The following is a 14,365-nucleotide window of genomic DNA, read 5'->3' as shown; positions in this document are numbered from 1 at the left end:
AACCGCGCCAAATGACGCGATACGCGCCCCGATGCCGCAGCGTTTGCGCGTTCACGTCTTTCCTTGCGGGCCGGGTGACGCTAGGACTCGCGCGCAAGCAGATCAGGAGGATGCCATGAGCGTCACCGGAACCACGCGGCAGAAAATGCCCGCAGATATTCTCGCGATGAAGGGCGGCGCGCCGATCGTTTGCCTGACCGCCTATACTACGCCGATTGCGAAACTGGTCGACAGCCATTGCGATCTCGTGCTGGTCGGCGACTCGGTGGGCATGGTGCTCCACGGGCTGCCCTCGACGCTGGGCGTGACGATGGAGATGATGATCCTCCACGGCCAAGCGGTCGCACGCGGCCTCTCGAATGCGCTGATGGTGATCGACATGCCGTTCGGGTCCTATGAGGAAAGCCCGGCGCAGGCGTTCCGCAATGCCTCGCGCTTGATGGCCGAGACCGGCGCGGGGGCGGTGAAGCTCGAAGGTGGGGCGCATATGGCCGAGACCATCGCGTTTCTGACCGCGCGCGGTATCCCGGTGCAGGCCCATATCGGGCTGACCCCGCAATCGGTGAACACGCTGGGCGGCTACAAGGTGCAGGGCCGCGGCGACAGCCGGGCGCGTCTGGTCAAGGATGCGAAAGCGGTGGCCGAGGCGGGTGCGTTCTCGGTGGTGCTGGAGAAAGTGCCGCAGGGGCTGGCCGACGAGATCACAGCGATGGTCGCTATCCCCACCGTCGGCATCGGCGCGGGCGCGGGCTGCGACGGGCAGGTGCTGGTGGTCGACGACATGCTGGGCCTCTTCACCGATTTCAAACCGAAATTCGTCAAGCGCTTCGGCCAGCTCGGTCAGGAAGCCGAAGCCGCCGTCGCCGATTACGCAGCCGAGGTGCGCGACCGCAGCTTCCCGGCAGCCGAGCACAGCTTCGCCGATGAGGTGAAGAAATGACGCAGGTGATCCGCAAGGCCGCTGAACTGCGCGACAAGGTGTCGGCGTGGAAACGCTCGGGGATGCTGGTCGGCGTGGTGCCGACGATGGGCGCGCTGCATGACGGCCACCTCAGCCTCGCCCGCGCCGCGCGCAAGCAATCGGACCGCGTGATCGTGACGGTCTTCGTGAACCCGATGCAGTTCAACAACGCCTCGGACCTCGACAAATACCCGCGCGACGAGGCGCAGGATCTGGCGCTTCTGGAAGCCGAAGGGGTCGACGTGCTCTTCGCGCCGGGCGTGGACGAGGTCTATCCCGACGGGTTCGCCACCACCGTGTCCGTCGCGGGCATCACCGAGCCGCTGGAGGGCGCGTTCCGGCCCGGCCATTTCGATGGCGTGGCGACGGTCTGCTCGAAGCTCTTCGGCATGACGCAGGCGGGGCGCGCGTTCTTCGGCGAGAAGGACTGGCAGCAATTGCAGGTGGTCCAGCAGCTCACCCGCGATCTCAACATGCCGATCCGCATCATCGGCTGCCCGACCATCCGCGAGGAGGACGGGCTCGCGATGTCCTCGCGCAATGTGCGGCTGACGGCTGAGGAGCGCGAATTGGCGCCGCGCCTGCATACGGTGATGCAGGAAGCGGCCGCGAAGATCCGCGACGGCGTGCCGGTCGAGGGCGCGCTCAACGATGCGAAAGCCGAGCTGAAAGACGCGGGCTTCGGGGCGCTCGATTATCTCGAACTGCGCACGGTCGACGGGCTGAAACCTGCGACGGATCTGTCGCAACCGGCGCGGATGCTGGCTGCGATCTGGCTGGGCGATGTGCGCCTGATCGACAATATCGCCGTCTGATCTCTCGAGGGGGCGCTGCCCCCGCGACTGCGTCGCCCCCCGGGATACTAGGGCAAGCCCGAAGACGGAAATGATCCTGCTTCGCCTTGGTTGAAATATCCCGGGGTGAGGCGCGGCACGCGTCGAGGGGCAGCGCCCCTAGGGACCCAGCAGTTCTGCCAGAACCAGCGCCATGACCTTCGCGCTGTCGGCCATATCCTCGATGCCGACCCATTCGTCGGGCTGATGGGCGAGCTCCAGAAGGCCCGGCCCGTAGGCGATGCAGTTCTGCAGCCGCCCGATCCGGTCGATATGCTTCTGATCATAGGTGCCGGGAGAGACGACGTAAGCAGCCTCGCGGCCCAGCACCGCCTCGATCGCCGCGGCGGTGGAACGCACGATCGGCGCGCCCTTGTCGGTCATCGTGGGCTGTACCTCGAACAGGTCGCGGATTTCATAGCGGAAGCTCGGACGCTGGGCTTTCACGCGCTCCATCAGGTCGGTGATTTCGGCCTTCACCTCGGCGAGGTCTTCCTCGATCAGAAAGCGGCGGTCGATCACGATGCGGCAGCGATCGGCGACGCAGGGCGTGGGCAGGCCGGTGTAATCGGCCCCCTCTTCCGGCGCGCCGCCATGGATCGAGTTGACGTTCAGCGTCGAGGCCCGCGCGCCTTCCGGGATCACGGGCATCTCGGTCTGCTTGCCCAGAAGGAGCGGGTAGAGCGTTTCCTCCATTTCGCTCAGAACGGCACTCATATGGCGGATCGCGCTGTCGCCGAGGAAAGGCATCGAGCCATGCGCGATCCTGCCATGGGTCTCTACCTCGGCCCACCAGACGCCGCGATGACCGAGGCAGATCTGGTCCTTGTGCAGCGGCTCGGGGATGATGACATGCTGCACGCGGGCGGGATCGAAGCGGCCCTGCTCGGCCAGATAGGCCACACCGCCATAGCCGCCCGATTCCTCGTCGGCAGTGGCGGAAATCTCGATACTGCCCGCGAAATCGGGGCAGGTGTCGAGGAAGGCTTCGGCCGCGATGAGGGAGGCCGCGAGCCCGCCTTTCATATCGCAGGCGCCGCGCCCGTAGATGCGGTCTCCGTCGATCTCGGCCCCGAACGGGTCGCGGGTCCAGCCATGGCCGATCTCGACCACGTCGTGATGCGAGTTGAAATGCACGCAGTCGCCGGGGCGCGTGCCCTCGATGCGGGCGACGAGGTTCCAGCGCGGATAGGTCTCGCTGTCGCCGGGCGCGCCGTGGGCGCGGATCAGTTCGGTCGTGAAGCCGCGTTCGGAGAGATAGGCGGCGAGAAAATCGCAGATTTCGCGGTAATTGCGCCCCGGCGGGTTCAGCGTCGGAATGCGTATCAGTGCCTGCGTCAGCGCGATCAGATCATCGCGGCGCGCGTCGATGGCGGATTTCAGGCGAGTGGCGAGGTCCATACCCAAGGCTAGCGCCGGGCGCTGCCGCCGGCCAAGCGAAAACGCAAGGTTTGAAAACACATGGCTTTTGGCGCCCCCGCGCGCTATTGCGGTGCAAATTCCTACGGAGGGACGGATGAACCTGTTCTTGGCCTTCGCGCTCGTGCTTTGCATTGCGGTCGGAGGGTGGCTGTCGAAATACGACTGGGCGAAGCTCTTGGCGCTGGTGCCCGTCGCGATGATCGTGCCCGCTTTCTACATGACCGGCACCGCCTGCGGTGCGGGCTTCGTGCTGCATTTCTTCTCCGACACGGCGAGCTGCTCGAACGGCTATGTGCCGCGCCAGATGTTCGCCGCGACCTATGTGCTCGCGCTGATTCCGGTCGCGGCTTCGGCCATCGTGATCAAGCTGATCCGGATCGGCATGGCGCGCCGGAAGGGCTGATCTGGTCAACCGTGCCGCCGCGGCCTAGGCTTGCGACAGCGAGGGGCAAGGAGGGCGCGCGATGCTGGCCTTCATTCGACTGGCGATCTTCGGGCTGATCGTGCTGACGGTCCTGTTCTGGCTGGTGCGTCTCTATGCCCGGTCGGTCCGGCGCGAGGCGCTGGAAGAGGATTGGAACGAGGCCGCCGCCGAGGGCCGTGCCGAGACCACGCGCGATACCTTCGTCGAGGCCGGGATGCGGGACTATGAGAAAAGCCTGCTGCGCAAGCTGATCTGGCTGGTCTATGTCCTGCCGATCGTCGTGGTGGGGCTCATTATCTATCTGATGAATTACAGGTGAGAATCCGATGCGTTACGTGAAATGGGGCTTCTGGCTGGTCGTGATCGGCTTCGTCGCGGTGTTCCTGCATTACAACCTGCCGCGCCATGACATCGTGCGGATCGTCGGCACAGAGGTGCGCCGCGTCGATTTCGGCGAGAACTCGATCTTCTGGGCCGCGCCTGACGTCGGCACCGCGAGTGCGACCAGCCGAGATGTGCGTTTCATCAACTCTGTGCGTCCCAACGGCAAGACGCTGGTCTTCCGCAACGAGGATACCGGCTGGGGCTGGCCGCCTTATTTCAAGCTCGACAGTTCGGACCTGCAGGCACAGGCGGAGTCGCTGATCTCGACCTCGGCCGATCCGATCTGGGTGTCGGTGACGCGCTATGGCTGGCGCTCGCGCTGGCTGACGATCTATCCGAATGCGGTCGGGCTGAAGGTCGTGCCGGGGCCGGATACGCGGATCATTCCCTGGGGCAGCATCATCATCCTGACGCTTCTGGTCATCGTCTTGCTGACGATCCGTGCGACGTGGCGACAGTTCCGTCAGCGCTCGATCGATCCGCTATTCGAGGATGCGAGCGAGGCCTGGGACGATGCCGAAGAGGGCGCGAAGGGCTGGTTCGACCGCTTCATCGGGCGCAAGTGAGACGCAGGTGCAGGGCCGCCGGGCCGCGCCCAACTCGGACCGACGCTGAAACGCAAAAGCCCCGCCACAGAGTGACGGGGCTTTCGATTTAGTCGGGATCTGCGCTTAGGCGTTGGCGGCGCGGATCTGTTCGGCGGCGTCCTTGTTGAAGCTCACGCCCTTGGTCTCGAACAGCTGGTCCAACTCGCCCGAGAGGGTCATCTCGGTGATGATGTCGCAGCCGCCGACGAATTCGCCTTTGACGTAGAGCTGCGGGATGGTCGGCCAGTCCGAATAGTCTTTTATGCCTTGGCGGATGTCCTGATCCGCGAGCACGTTGACGTCCTTGTAGGTCACGCCCATGAAGTTGAGCACGCCCGCGACGCGGCTCGAAAACCCGCATTGCGGCATGTCCTTGGTGCCCTTCATGAAGAGAACGACGTCATTCTCAGAGATTTGCTGGGCGATTTGGTCTTGCGCGTTCATCGCTAAATCCTTTCTCCGTCCCGCTTGGAGACGTGTGTGAAATCATTCGGGCGCTTTGGTGGTCAAAGCGAGCGCGTGCAGCACTCCGTTCGGCCCGTCCATCGCCCCTTTGAGCGCGGCATAGACCGCGCGCTGTTGCTGGACGCGGTTCTTGCCGCGGAAGCTCTCGTCGATGACCTCCGCCGCCCAATGATTCCCGTCCCCGGCGAGATCGGTGATCGTGATCTTGGCATCGGGGAATTCCGCCCGGATCAGGGCTTCGATGTCATGGGCTTCCATTGCCATAAATAGGGCTCCTCGTCCTTTGCCGCAAACTTAAGTGGCGCGGCGGCTGGCTGCAAGGGGATGCGCGGGGGCGCGGGCCTATGCGGCGGCCGCTGGCGGGTGCAATCGCGACAGGAAAAACATGAGCGTCGCGATGACCACGCTGCCGATGAACATCGCGGCGGCGCCTGCGGCGGTCACTTGCAGCGAATGGCCCTGCGCGCCGATCTCTCCGGCGAGCAGGAAGCACATGTTGATGTCGATCCCCATCAGCGTGGTGCGGGGATGGGCGCGCAGCAGCGCACCGCCTGCGATGAAGGCGAAGGCGAGGATCAGAAGCTCGGTCTGATCGCCGCCCGACAGATGCGTGAGCCCGCGATAGGCGACCGCGGCGAGCACCCCAAGCGCGACACCGGGCACAAGGAAGCGTACGGCGGGGCGGGGATTCGGCATGGATCCCAACACCGAGGAGAAGACGATTACCGAAAGCGCGGCAGCGGTCGCTGCGGGGTGGGTGAAATGGGCGTCGATCAGCGTGGCCCCGCCGGTGAGCACCGCCACCGCCGCCATGCGCAGCCAAAGCTGCTGCACGAAATGCGGGTTCGGGCGCGGCGGCATCGGCGCGCGACGGGCCGGCGTGAAGAGCCAGTTCACTGCCGTCACCGAGATGACGCCCAGAAGCGTGCAGGCGACCCGGTCGAGCGCGAGCGGGATAGCATCCGCCCCCATCCCCAGCGCGGGCATGACCACCACGCCGATCGTGATCGCCATCAACGTGAAGCCATAGGCCCAATGCGTCCCGATCCGGTAGGCGATGCCGACACCGACGGCTGCGGTCAGCGCCACGGTCAGCGCGATTCCCGGCACCGGAAGCCATGTCAGAGCCGCGATCCCGATACCGGCACCGACCAAGGTGCCTGCGACCCGCAGCACCGCGCGCAGCGCCATGTCTTCGCGATGGGGTTGGATCACGACCCAGACGGGCATGGCCGCCCAATAGATATTGGTCAGGCCCAGTAGCCGGGCGGCAGTCAGGGCAAGCGTCGCGGCGAGGAACAGCCGGGCGGCATAGGCGAGGGTGGAACTGGTCAAAGCGGGAACCTGAAATCGGTGGATCGCCGCGACATTAGCTTGTGCGCGGGCGGTCAGGAACCGCCCGGCGCGCATGCCCGCCCTGCGTCAGATCACAGAACTCAGGCGTCGATCGCTGCTTTGAACGCGCTGCGATAGAGGGCCGACAGCTCCTCCAGCGGGGCGCTGTCCGAGCCGAAGCCGACCGTGTCGCCGCCGAAGCGACCCACGGTGTAAAGCGGCACCTCGGCGCGGCGGGCGGCGACCATCAGCGCCTCGGCCTGATCGAAGGAGCAGGCCACGAGGTAGCGGCCCTGATCCTCGCCGAAGAGCGTCGCGATGTCGTCAGCCTCGAGCGTAACGCCCAGACCGGCCTCTTCCGCCATCTCGAAAGCCGCGAGCGCGAGGCCCCCGTCCGAGAGATCGCTCGCGCCTTTGACCAGCGCGCGGTTCTCGCGCAGGAATTCGCCATTGCGTTTCTCGACGTCGAGATCGACCTCGGGCGCGTCGCCGGACTCGAGCCCGAAGGCTTCAAACGCCAGCGCGGATTGATCGAGGTGCCCCTTGGTCTCGCCGATCACCATCGCCACGTCGCCCGCCGTCGGCAGGCCCGCGATCAGCTCGTCGAGCGAGCTCAGCAGGCCGACCGCGCCGATGGTCGGCGTAGGCAGGATACCGGTGCCGTCGGTCTCGTTGTAAAGCGAGACGTTGCCCGACACGATCGGCATGTCGAGCGCGCGCACGGCGGCGTCGATACCTTTGATCGCGCCCACGAACTGGCCCATGATCTCGGGCTTCTCGGGGTTGCCGAAGTTCAGGTTGTCGGTGGAGGCCAGCGGCTTCGCGCCCACGGCTGTCAGGTTGCGATAGGCTTCGGCCACCGCCTGCTTGCCGCCCTCGAACGGGTTCGCCTTGACGTAGCGCGGGGTCACATCGGCGGTGAAGGCGAGCGCCTTGTCGGTGCCGTGCACGCGCACGACGCCCGCGCCGAGACCCGGACGGCGCACCGTGTCGCCCATCACCTGCGTGTCGTATTGCTCGTAGACCCAGGACTTATGCGCGTAGTTCGGCGAGCCGATCAGCGCCTTGAGCGCATCGATCGCACCAATCTCGGGCAGCGCCTCGCCAGCGGTCGCGACGGGCGTCTCGACCCAGGGGCGATCGTATTCGGGGGCTTCCGAGGACAGTTTCGACAGCGGAACGTCGGCTTTCACCTCGTTGCCATGCATGATCAGGAAGCGGTCTTCCGCGATGGTCTCGCCGACGATGGCGAAGTCGAGATCCCATTTCACGAAGATCTCGCGCGCGATGTCTTCCTTCTCGGGGTTGAGCACCATGAGCATCCGCTCCTGGCTCTCCGACAGCATCATCTCATAGGCGGTCATCGCGGCTTCGCGCTGCGGCACCGCATTGAGGTTAAGCTTCACGCCCAGCCCGCCCTTGTCGCCCATCTCGACCGCCGAACAGGTCAGGCCTGCGGCCCCCATGTCCTGAATCGAGATCACCGCGCCGGTCTGCATCAGTTCGAGGCAGGCTTCCATCAGGCATTTTTCGGTGAAGGGGTCGCCGACCTGAACGGTGGGGCGCTTCTCTTCGATCGTGTCGTCGAACTCGGCCGAGGCCATGGTCGCGCCGCCGACGCCGTCCCGACCCGTCTTGGCACCCAGATAGACGACCGGCATGCCGATGCCCGACGCGGCGGAGTAGAAGATCTTGTCGGCATCCGCGAGGCCCGCCGCGAAGGCGTTCACGAGGCAGTTGCCGTTATAGGAGGGGTGGAAGCGCACTTCCCCGCCCACGTTCGGCACGCCGAAGCAGTTGCCGTAGCTGCCCACGCCCTCGACCACGCCTTTCACGACATGGGAGGTTTTCGGGTGGTCGGGCATACCGAAGCTCAGGCTGTCCATCGCGGCCACCGGGCGCGCGCCCATGGTGAACACGTCGCGCAGGATGCCGCCCACGCCGGTCGCGGCGCCTTGGTGCGGTTCGATATAGGAGGGGTGGTTGTGGCTCTCCATCTTGAAGACCACGGCCTGCCCGTCGCCGATATCGACGACGCCCGCATTCTCGCCCGGACCGCAGATGACCTGATCGCCCTCGGTGTGCAGCGTGCGCAGCCATTTCTTCGACGACTTGTAGGAGCAGTGCTCATTCCACATCGCCGAGAAGATCCCGAGCTCGGTGAATGTCGGCTCGCGTCCGATGATCTCGAGGATCCGGTCGTACTCGTCGGGTTTCAGGCCATGGGCTGCGATGAGATCAGGCGTGATCTGCGGCTCGTTCATGAGGATCCTCCGGCATCGGCTTTGCCGCCCCTATTAGGCGAATATGTGCAGGGGGAAAAGAGAGGCCGGACGTTGCGGAAAGAAAAAACGCGAGGCCCGAAGGCCCCGCGTCGTAAAAGCGCGTATCAAGTGTCGCCCGGATTACGAGCGCATGTCCACCTGCGTCTCAAGATTGGTCAGCAGTTCCGACACGGTCCAGCCAAGCTTGACCTGACCATTGGCGGCTGCGCCTTTCGGCACGTTGATCTTGAAGAGCGACACGGTGGTGTCGAGCTTCGGCGAGGTGCGGATATAGACGGTGTCGTAGCCGTCATTCGCCTCGACCTTCTCGATCATGCCGATGATGTTGCCATCGACGCTCATTGCCTTGTCTTCGGCATTGGCGGCGGTTTTCATGCCCGTGATGCCGGCTTCGTCGGTCAGCTGGCGCTGCGCGGGGATCATTTCCTCACCCATCGAGGTGCTGTCGAACATCGCGGTGCCGGTCTTCACGTCGGTGATGCCGTACTGGTCGGTCGACTCGAAGGTGTTCGAGGAGGTCACCGCGGGCGGCGTGCCCGTCGAGGTTTCCTGACCCGGCACCGCGCCAACACGATAGTCGGCGATGCCGTAATATTGGCCGTCACCATTATTCGTGGAGGGCACTTTCGACAGGTCGAGGGCCGAAGCCGAACCTGCGATGGTCATCGCGCCAAGAAGAGCGGTCGAAGCGGCAAAGATGTTTTTCGCGGTAGTCATAACAGTATCCTTTCAACTGGTTACTCAAGTGCTGCGCCGTTGCTGGCGTCGGGAAAGGAACGGGCTGAACCGGCGAAAGTTCACTGAAATTTTTGTGAACGAGATCGTGGAATTTTAAATGAACCTAAGGGGATAGTTGCGCGTAGGGCGGGGTTTGCGCGGTCGCGACCGCGTGAAATTTCGTGAGGTCTGGGCTGTTGGGAGGGGCTCTCGCGCCCTGCGTGAAAGCCGCATCTGGGCGTTGGACAAAAAAAAGGCCGAGCAAAGCTCGGCCAAAGTCCAACAGGGAGGTAGAAGGTGCTGCGCCTTTCGGCACGGCCAACCCTTCTGAGCCTCATTTATGGGCAGTTTGTTAACGCATCAAGGGAAAACATGCTGCGGGCGCATCATGGCCGGTATGCGTTGCGGTAAAGTCGCGGTGCAACCCTAGGTTGAATCGCCCGCCTGGAAGCGCCGATAGTTGGTGATTTCTTCCTGAATGAAGTCGCGGAACGCGGTCACACGGCGCGACGAGCGTAGCTCTTCGGGGTAGGCGAGGAAGATCGGAATCTCGACCGATTCCAGATCGGGCAGCACCCGCTGCAGGTCGTTGAAATCGGCGGTCAGGTAGTCGGGCAGGATGCCGATGCCGATATGGTTCAGCACCGCCTGCAATACGCCGAAGTAGTTGTTCACCGTCAGCGTCGAGCTTTGATCGAAGGCCAGAACCTGACGCGCGAGCTGCGCGCCCGCCTGTACCTGCGGGGTGCGCGGGGTCTGACAGATCAGGCGATGCTTGCGCAGATCCTCGATCTTTTCGGGCGAGCCCCATTTCGCGAGATACTCGGAGGTCGCGTAAAGCCGCATCCGGATGTTCAGCAGACGCTTGCGGATCAGATCGGCCTGCGCGGGCTCTTTCATGCGCACGGCGACATCGGCCTCGCGCATCGGTAGGTCGAGCACCCGCTCCTCCAGCATGAGGTCGATCTTCAGATCGGGATACTTCTCATAGAGCTTCGTCAGACGCGGCGCGAGCCACAGCGTGCCGAAGCCCGTCGTGGTGGTCACGCGCAGTTCGCCGAACACTTCCTCTTCGCTGTCACGAATGCGTGCGGAGGCGCTGTCGAGCTTTTTCGCCATCGACGAGGTGGCCTCGAACAGCAATTCGCCCTGCTCGGTGAGAATCAGTCCGCGGGCGTGACGGTGGAAAAGAGTCGTTCCGAGGGCCTCTTCGAGCGCCCGGATCTGTCTGCTCACGGCAGATTGAGACAGGTGCAGTGCGTCGCCGGCATGAGTCAAAGACCCTGCATCGGCCACTGCGTGGAAGATTCTGAGCTTGTCCCAATCCATCAAGGTCACTTTCGCTTTATCATCTGCTGTTCCGCGCAAGTTTCTTTACATTAATCTCGAGGATTTACGAAACCGCTAAGTAACAATTTTCCGCTTTCTAGGTCAGATATTATGACCTACCATGTCTCCATGCCCAGTTAGCAAGGGGAGGTGCTTAATGGGAAGGCAAGAAATATCCCTAGCGGATCGGTTCGACCTTACGAAATCTCCGGTTTTGCTGAACGGGACGCAGGCTTTGGTGCGTCTCGTTCTGGCTCAGGCCGCGCGCGACAAGGCGGCGGGACTGCATACGGCCGGCTATGTGACAGGCTATCGCGGTTCGCCGCTCGGCGCTGTCGATTTGCAGATGGCGCGCGCCAAGACAGTGCTGGAAGAGAGCGATGTTCGCTTCGAGCCGGGCCTGAACGAAGACCTCGCGGCAACCGCGCTGTGGGGCTCGCAGCAGGCGGAATTGCGCGGCGAAGGCAAGTATGACGGCGTTTTCGGCCTCTGGTACGGCAAAGGCCCGGGCGTCGATCGCTCTGGCGATGTGATGCGCCACGCCAATATGGCGGGTACATCGAAATACGGCGGCGTCCTGATGGCGATGGGCGACGATCACACCGGCGAATCCTCGACCGTGCTGCATCAGTCCGACTGGGCGATGGTCGATGCCTACATGCCGGTGCTGTCGCCCGCGGGCGTTCAGGAAATCCTCGATTTCGGGCTTTACGGCTATGCGCTGAGCCGCTTCGCCGGGGTCTGGGTGGGTCTGAAAACGATGAAGGATACGGTCGAGGCGACGGCAGTCGTCGATGGCGACCCCTTCCGTCAACAATTCGTGATACCCGACTTCAAGATGCCCGAAGGCGGGCTGAACATCCGTCTCGGCGACACGCCGGTGGCTCAAGAAGCGCGGATGATCGACTTTAAACGCTACGCCGCCGAGGCCTTCGCTCGCGCGAACCGCATCGACAATCGCGTCTGGGGCAAGCCCGGCGCGAAGATCGGTCTGGTGGCGGCGGGCAAGAACTGGCTCGACCTGACACATGCGCTCTCGCTTCTGGGGATCGACGAGGCCGAGGCCGAACGACTCGGCATCACCACCTACAAGATCGGCCAGACCTTCCCCCTCGACATGACTTCGTTCCATGAATGGGCCGAGGGGCTGGAGCTGATCATCGTCGTCGAGGAAAAGCGCAAGCTGATCGAGGTGCAGGTCAAGGAGGCGATCTTCGACGACCGTCGCGGGCGCCGCGTCTATGGCTGGCACAAGGGCGACACCTGGGAGAATGGCCGTCAGGTGGAGCTGTTCCCCACGCGCTACGCGCTCGACCCGGTGATGATCGCGCGCAAGCTGGGCGACATCTTCATCGAAGAGGGCCGCGGCACGGATGCGATCAAGGCGGGTATCGAGAAGATCGAAGCCGCCCAACGCGCCGATAACGCGCCGGAGATCGCGACGCGCACGCCATGGTATTGCTCGGGCTGTCCGCATAACAGCTCGACCAAGGTGCCCGAGGGCGAGCGCGCCTATGCCGGGATCGGCTGCCACTACATGGTGCAGTGGATGGGCCGGAACACCGAAGGCTTCACCCATATGGGCGGCGAGGGTGTGAACTGGGTCGGCGAGGCCCCGTTCTCCACGCGGGAGCATATGTTCCAGAACCTTGGCGACGGCACCTACAACCACTCGGGGGCGCAGGCGATCCGGGCGGCTTTGGCGGCTGGCACCAACATCACCTACAAGATCCTGTTCAACGACGCGGTCGCGATGACTGGCGGGCAGGAGAACGAGGGCGGGCTGACCTCTCAGCAGATCGCGTCGGAGATCGTGGCGATGGGCGTAAAGCCGGTCGTGGTGGTCTATGACGAGAAGGAAGAGCTGGACCTGTCCACCTTCGCCGCAGGCGTCGAGAAGGTCGAACGGGCCGAGCTGATGGCCGTGCAGAAACGTCTGGCAAAGACGAAAGGCGTCTCGGCGCTGATCTACGTTCAGACCTGCGCCGCCGAGAAGCGCCGCCGCCGCAAGCGCGGCAAGTTCCCCGATCCGGACAAGCGCGTCTTCATCAACACGGATGTCTGCGAAGGCTGCGGCGATTGCGGGGTGCAGTCGAACTGCGTCTCCATCGTGCCGGAGGAGACCGAACTGGGCACCAAGCGCGCGATCGACCAGTCGTCCTGCAACAAGGACTTCCGCTGCCTCGACGGGTTCTGCCCCAGCTTCGTGACGCTGCACGGCGCGAAGGTGAAGAAGGCGGAAGCGCAGGCGCTCGACCTGCCGGACCTGCCCGAGCCCACGCTGCCCGCGATCGACGGCACCCATAACGTGGTGATCACCGGCGTTGGCGGCACGGGCGTCGTGACCATCGGCGCTGTGCTCGCCATGGCCGCTCATATCGACGGCAAGGGCGCGGGCATGATGGAGATGGCCGGTCTCGCCCAGAAGGGCGGGGCGGTGCATATCCACCTGCGCATCGCGAACAAGCCCGAGGATATCTCGGCGATTCGTGTCGCCGTGGGCGAGGCCGATTGCGTGATCGGCGGCGATCTGGTGGTCTCCGCCGGTGCCAAGACGCTGGGGCTGATGACGACGGGCCGCACCGGTGCCGTCATCAACAGCCACGAGATCGTCACCGGCGAATTCACCCGCAACCGCGACTTCCGCCTGCCGGGCGAACAGCTTCGGCTAAGCCTCGAGGCGCGGCTGAAGGACCGCGTGGCCTTCGCCGATACCTCGGAACTGGCGCGGCAGATGCTGGGCGACTCGATCTACTCGAACATGGTCGTGCTGGGGGCTGCGTGGCAGCAAGGCTATGTGCCGCTGACCCTCGAGGCGATCTTCGAAGCGATCGACCTGAACGGTGCCAAACCCGCCGAGAACAAGCGCGCCTTCGATCTGGGGCGCTGGGCGATGGCGTTCCCGGCCGAGGCTGCGAAAGCGATGGCTGCTGAAGTGATGAAGGTCCCGGTCGATCCGGTCGAGTTCCGGGTCAACCATCTCGTCGACTACCAGAATGCGCGTCTCGCGAAGCGTTTCCGAAAACTGGTGGACGAGGCGCCGTCGGAGCTGCGTGAGGCCGTCGCGAAGGGCTATCACAAGCTTCTGGCCTATAAGGACGAATACGAGGTCGCACGGCTGCATCTGTCGACGGCAGAGAAGGCGCGCGCCGAGTTCGAGGGTGATTTCGAGATGCACTTCCATCTCGCCCCGCCGATCCTGTCCAAGGAAGGCTCGGACGGTCGCCCGAAGAAGCGTGAATTCGGCCCCGGCATGGAGCGCAACTTCCGTCTTCTGGCGAAGCTCAAGGGGCTGCGCGGCACGCCGTTCGATCCCTTCGGCTATGCCACCGAGCGCAAGATGGAGCGTGCGCTGATCAAGCAATACGAGGCCGACATGGCCGAAGTGCTGCCCAAGGTCACGCCGGAGACGATGGAGATCGCGCGTGAACTGGCCGAACTGCCGCTGACCATCCGGGGCTTCGGCCCGGTCAAGGCACAGGCTGAGCAAATGGCGGCGAAGCGGCGCGAGGAACTTCTCGCCGCTTTCCGCGCCGGCGGTACTCCGCAGAAAATGGCTGCCGAGTGAGGGCTGTCATCTGAGTGTCGTACCTTCGTGACATGGCGCTGGCAGAATGAAGCCA

At 64.2% G+C, this 14,365-nt stretch carries 13 protein-coding genes; 6 read left to right on the top strand and 7 right to left on the bottom strand.

What is annotated here, in order from left to right; genetic code table 11:
• The first annotated feature begins 115 nt into the window (after window positions 1–115).
• Together panB and panC are read left to right on the top strand one after the other, a co-directional pair.
• Window positions 116–940, top strand: a complete 825-nt coding sequence (gene panB, locus BMI89_RS14825; protein WP_078540330.1) for a 3-methyl-2-oxobutanoate hydroxymethyltransferase — start codon at window positions 116–118, stop codon at window positions 938–940.
• Window positions 937–1,776 carry a pantoate--beta-alanine ligase gene (gene panC, locus BMI89_RS14820; protein ID WP_078571567.1) on the top strand — a complete coding sequence of 280 codons (840 nt, stop codon included), beginning with the start codon at window positions 937–939 and terminating at the stop codon, window positions 1,774–1,776. Before panB ends, panC begins: the two co-directional genes overlap by 4 nt.
• Before the next feature lie 138 nt (window positions 1,777–1,914).
• On the opposite strand, the gene BMI89_RS14815 is transcribed toward panC, so the two are convergent.
• Complete coding sequence (locus tag BMI89_RS14815) at window positions 1,915–3,195, bottom strand: acetylornithine deacetylase/succinyl-diaminopimelate desuccinylase family protein (protein WP_078571565.1); 1,281 nt, start codon at window positions 3,193–3,195, stop codon at window positions 1,915–1,917.
• 115 nt (window positions 3,196–3,310) lie between these two features.
• On the opposite strand from BMI89_RS14815, the gene BMI89_RS14810 reads away from it, so the two are divergent.
• The 3 genes from BMI89_RS14810 to BMI89_RS14800 all read left to right on the top strand — a co-directional run bounded on the left by BMI89_RS14810 (window position 3,311) and on the right by BMI89_RS14800 (window position 4,590).
• Complete coding sequence (locus BMI89_RS14810) at window positions 3,311–3,619, top strand: hypothetical protein (RefSeq protein WP_078522055.1); 309 nt, start codon at window positions 3,311–3,313, stop codon at window positions 3,617–3,619.
• A 61-nt stretch (window positions 3,620–3,680) separates the two neighbouring features.
• The gene (locus BMI89_RS14805) at window positions 3,681–3,959 is read left to right on the top strand and encodes a hypothetical protein (RefSeq protein WP_134330208.1); all 279 of its coding nucleotides are present in this window, start codon (window positions 3,681–3,683) and stop codon (window positions 3,957–3,959) included.
• Between the two features lie 7 nt (window positions 3,960–3,966).
• Entirely contained in the window at window positions 3,967–4,590 is a 624-nt protein-coding gene (locus BMI89_RS14800) for a DUF1523 family protein (protein WP_078571564.1), read from the top strand.
• A gap of 105 nt (window positions 4,591–4,695) precedes the next feature.
• On the opposite strand, the gene grxD is transcribed toward BMI89_RS14800, so the two are convergent.
• The 6 genes from grxD to BMI89_RS14770 all read right to left on the bottom strand — a co-directional run bounded on the left by grxD (window position 4,696) and on the right by BMI89_RS14770 (window position 10,742).
• Window positions 4,696–5,055, bottom strand: a complete 360-nt coding sequence (grxD, locus tag BMI89_RS14795) for a Grx4 family monothiol glutaredoxin (RefSeq protein WP_078522053.1) — start codon at window positions 5,053–5,055, stop codon at window positions 4,696–4,698.
• 42 nt (window positions 5,056–5,097) lie between these two features.
• Window positions 5,098–5,340: a BolA family transcriptional regulator gene (locus tag BMI89_RS14790; RefSeq protein ID WP_075775791.1), complete on the bottom strand. Its 243-nt coding sequence runs from the start codon at window positions 5,338–5,340 to the stop codon at window positions 5,098–5,100.
• A 78-nt stretch (window positions 5,341–5,418) separates the two neighbouring features.
• Complete coding sequence (locus tag BMI89_RS14785; protein ID WP_168176820.1) at window positions 5,419–6,411, bottom strand: FUSC family protein; 993 nt, start codon at window positions 6,409–6,411, stop codon at window positions 5,419–5,421.
• 101 nt (window positions 6,412–6,512) lie between these two features.
• Window positions 6,513–8,675, bottom strand: coding sequence for a phosphoribosylformylglycinamidine synthase subunit PurL (gene purL, locus BMI89_RS14780; RefSeq protein WP_078571561.1), 2,163 nt, complete (start codon window positions 8,673–8,675; stop codon window positions 6,513–6,515).
• Window positions 8,676–8,816: 141 nt separating this feature from the next.
• A complete protein-coding gene (locus BMI89_RS14775; protein ID WP_078571559.1) occupies window positions 8,817–9,413 on the bottom strand; it encodes a hypothetical protein in 597 nt (198 codons plus the stop codon).
• Window positions 9,414–9,839: 426 nt separating this feature from the next.
• On the bottom strand, window positions 9,840–10,742 hold the full coding sequence (locus BMI89_RS14770; RefSeq protein ID WP_078522049.1) for a LysR family transcriptional regulator: 903 nt from the start codon (window positions 10,740–10,742) through the stop codon (window positions 9,840–9,842).
• Window positions 10,743–10,899: 157 nt separating this feature from the next.
• Here BMI89_RS14770 and BMI89_RS14765 point away from each other — a divergent pair, with 157 nt between their 5' ends.
• A complete protein-coding gene (locus BMI89_RS14765; RefSeq protein ID WP_078571557.1) occupies window positions 10,900–14,310 on the top strand; it encodes an indolepyruvate ferredoxin oxidoreductase family protein in 3,411 nt (1,136 codons plus the stop codon).
• Window positions 14,311–14,365 lie beyond the last annotated feature (55 nt).

It is taken from the genome of Thioclava sp. F36-7 (assembly GCF_002020075.1).
Lineage (GTDB): Bacteria > Pseudomonadota > Alphaproteobacteria > Rhodobacterales > Rhodobacteraceae > Thioclava > Thioclava sediminum.
This window is presented reverse-complemented; position numbering and strand designations above follow the sequence as displayed.

What these genes read in the sequence shown, in the direction of transcription:
- BMI89_RS14770 (WP_078522049.1), bottom strand. Translation starts at nt 10,742, where the DNA reads ATGGATTGGGACAAGCTCAGAATCTTCCACGCAGTGGCCGATGCAGGG.
- panC (WP_078571567.1), top strand. Translation starts at nt 937, where the DNA reads ATGACGCAGGTGATCCGCAAGGCCGCTGAACTGCGCGACAAGGTGTCG.
- BMI89_RS14810 (WP_078522055.1), top strand. Translation starts at nt 3,311, where the DNA reads ATGAACCTGTTCTTGGCCTTCGCGCTCGTGCTTTGCATTGCGGTCGGA.
- grxD (WP_078522053.1), bottom strand. Translation starts at nt 5,055, where the DNA reads ATGAACGCGCAAGACCAAATCGCCCAGCAAATCTCTGAGAATGACGTC.
- BMI89_RS14805 (WP_134330208.1), top strand. Translation starts at nt 3,681, where the DNA reads ATGCTGGCCTTCATTCGACTGGCGATCTTCGGGCTGATCGTGCTGACG.
- purL (WP_078571561.1), bottom strand. Translation starts at nt 8,675, where the DNA reads ATGAACGAGCCGCAGATCACGCCTGATCTCATCGCAGCCCATGGCCTG.
- BMI89_RS14765 (WP_078571557.1), top strand. Translation starts at nt 10,900, where the DNA reads ATGGGAAGGCAAGAAATATCCCTAGCGGATCGGTTCGACCTTACGAAA.
- BMI89_RS14815 (WP_078571565.1), bottom strand. Translation starts at nt 3,195, where the DNA reads ATGGACCTCGCCACTCGCCTGAAATCCGCCATCGACGCGCGCCGCGAT.
- BMI89_RS14790 (WP_075775791.1), bottom strand. Translation starts at nt 5,340, where the DNA reads ATGGCAATGGAAGCCCATGACATCGAAGCCCTGATCCGGGCGGAATTC.
- BMI89_RS14800 (WP_078571564.1), top strand. Translation starts at nt 3,967, where the DNA reads ATGCGTTACGTGAAATGGGGCTTCTGGCTGGTCGTGATCGGCTTCGTC.
- panB (WP_078540330.1), top strand. Translation starts at nt 116, where the DNA reads ATGAGCGTCACCGGAACCACGCGGCAGAAAATGCCCGCAGATATTCTC.
- BMI89_RS14775 (WP_078571559.1), bottom strand. Translation starts at nt 9,413, where the DNA reads ATGACTACCGCGAAAAACATCTTTGCCGCTTCGACCGCTCTTCTTGGC.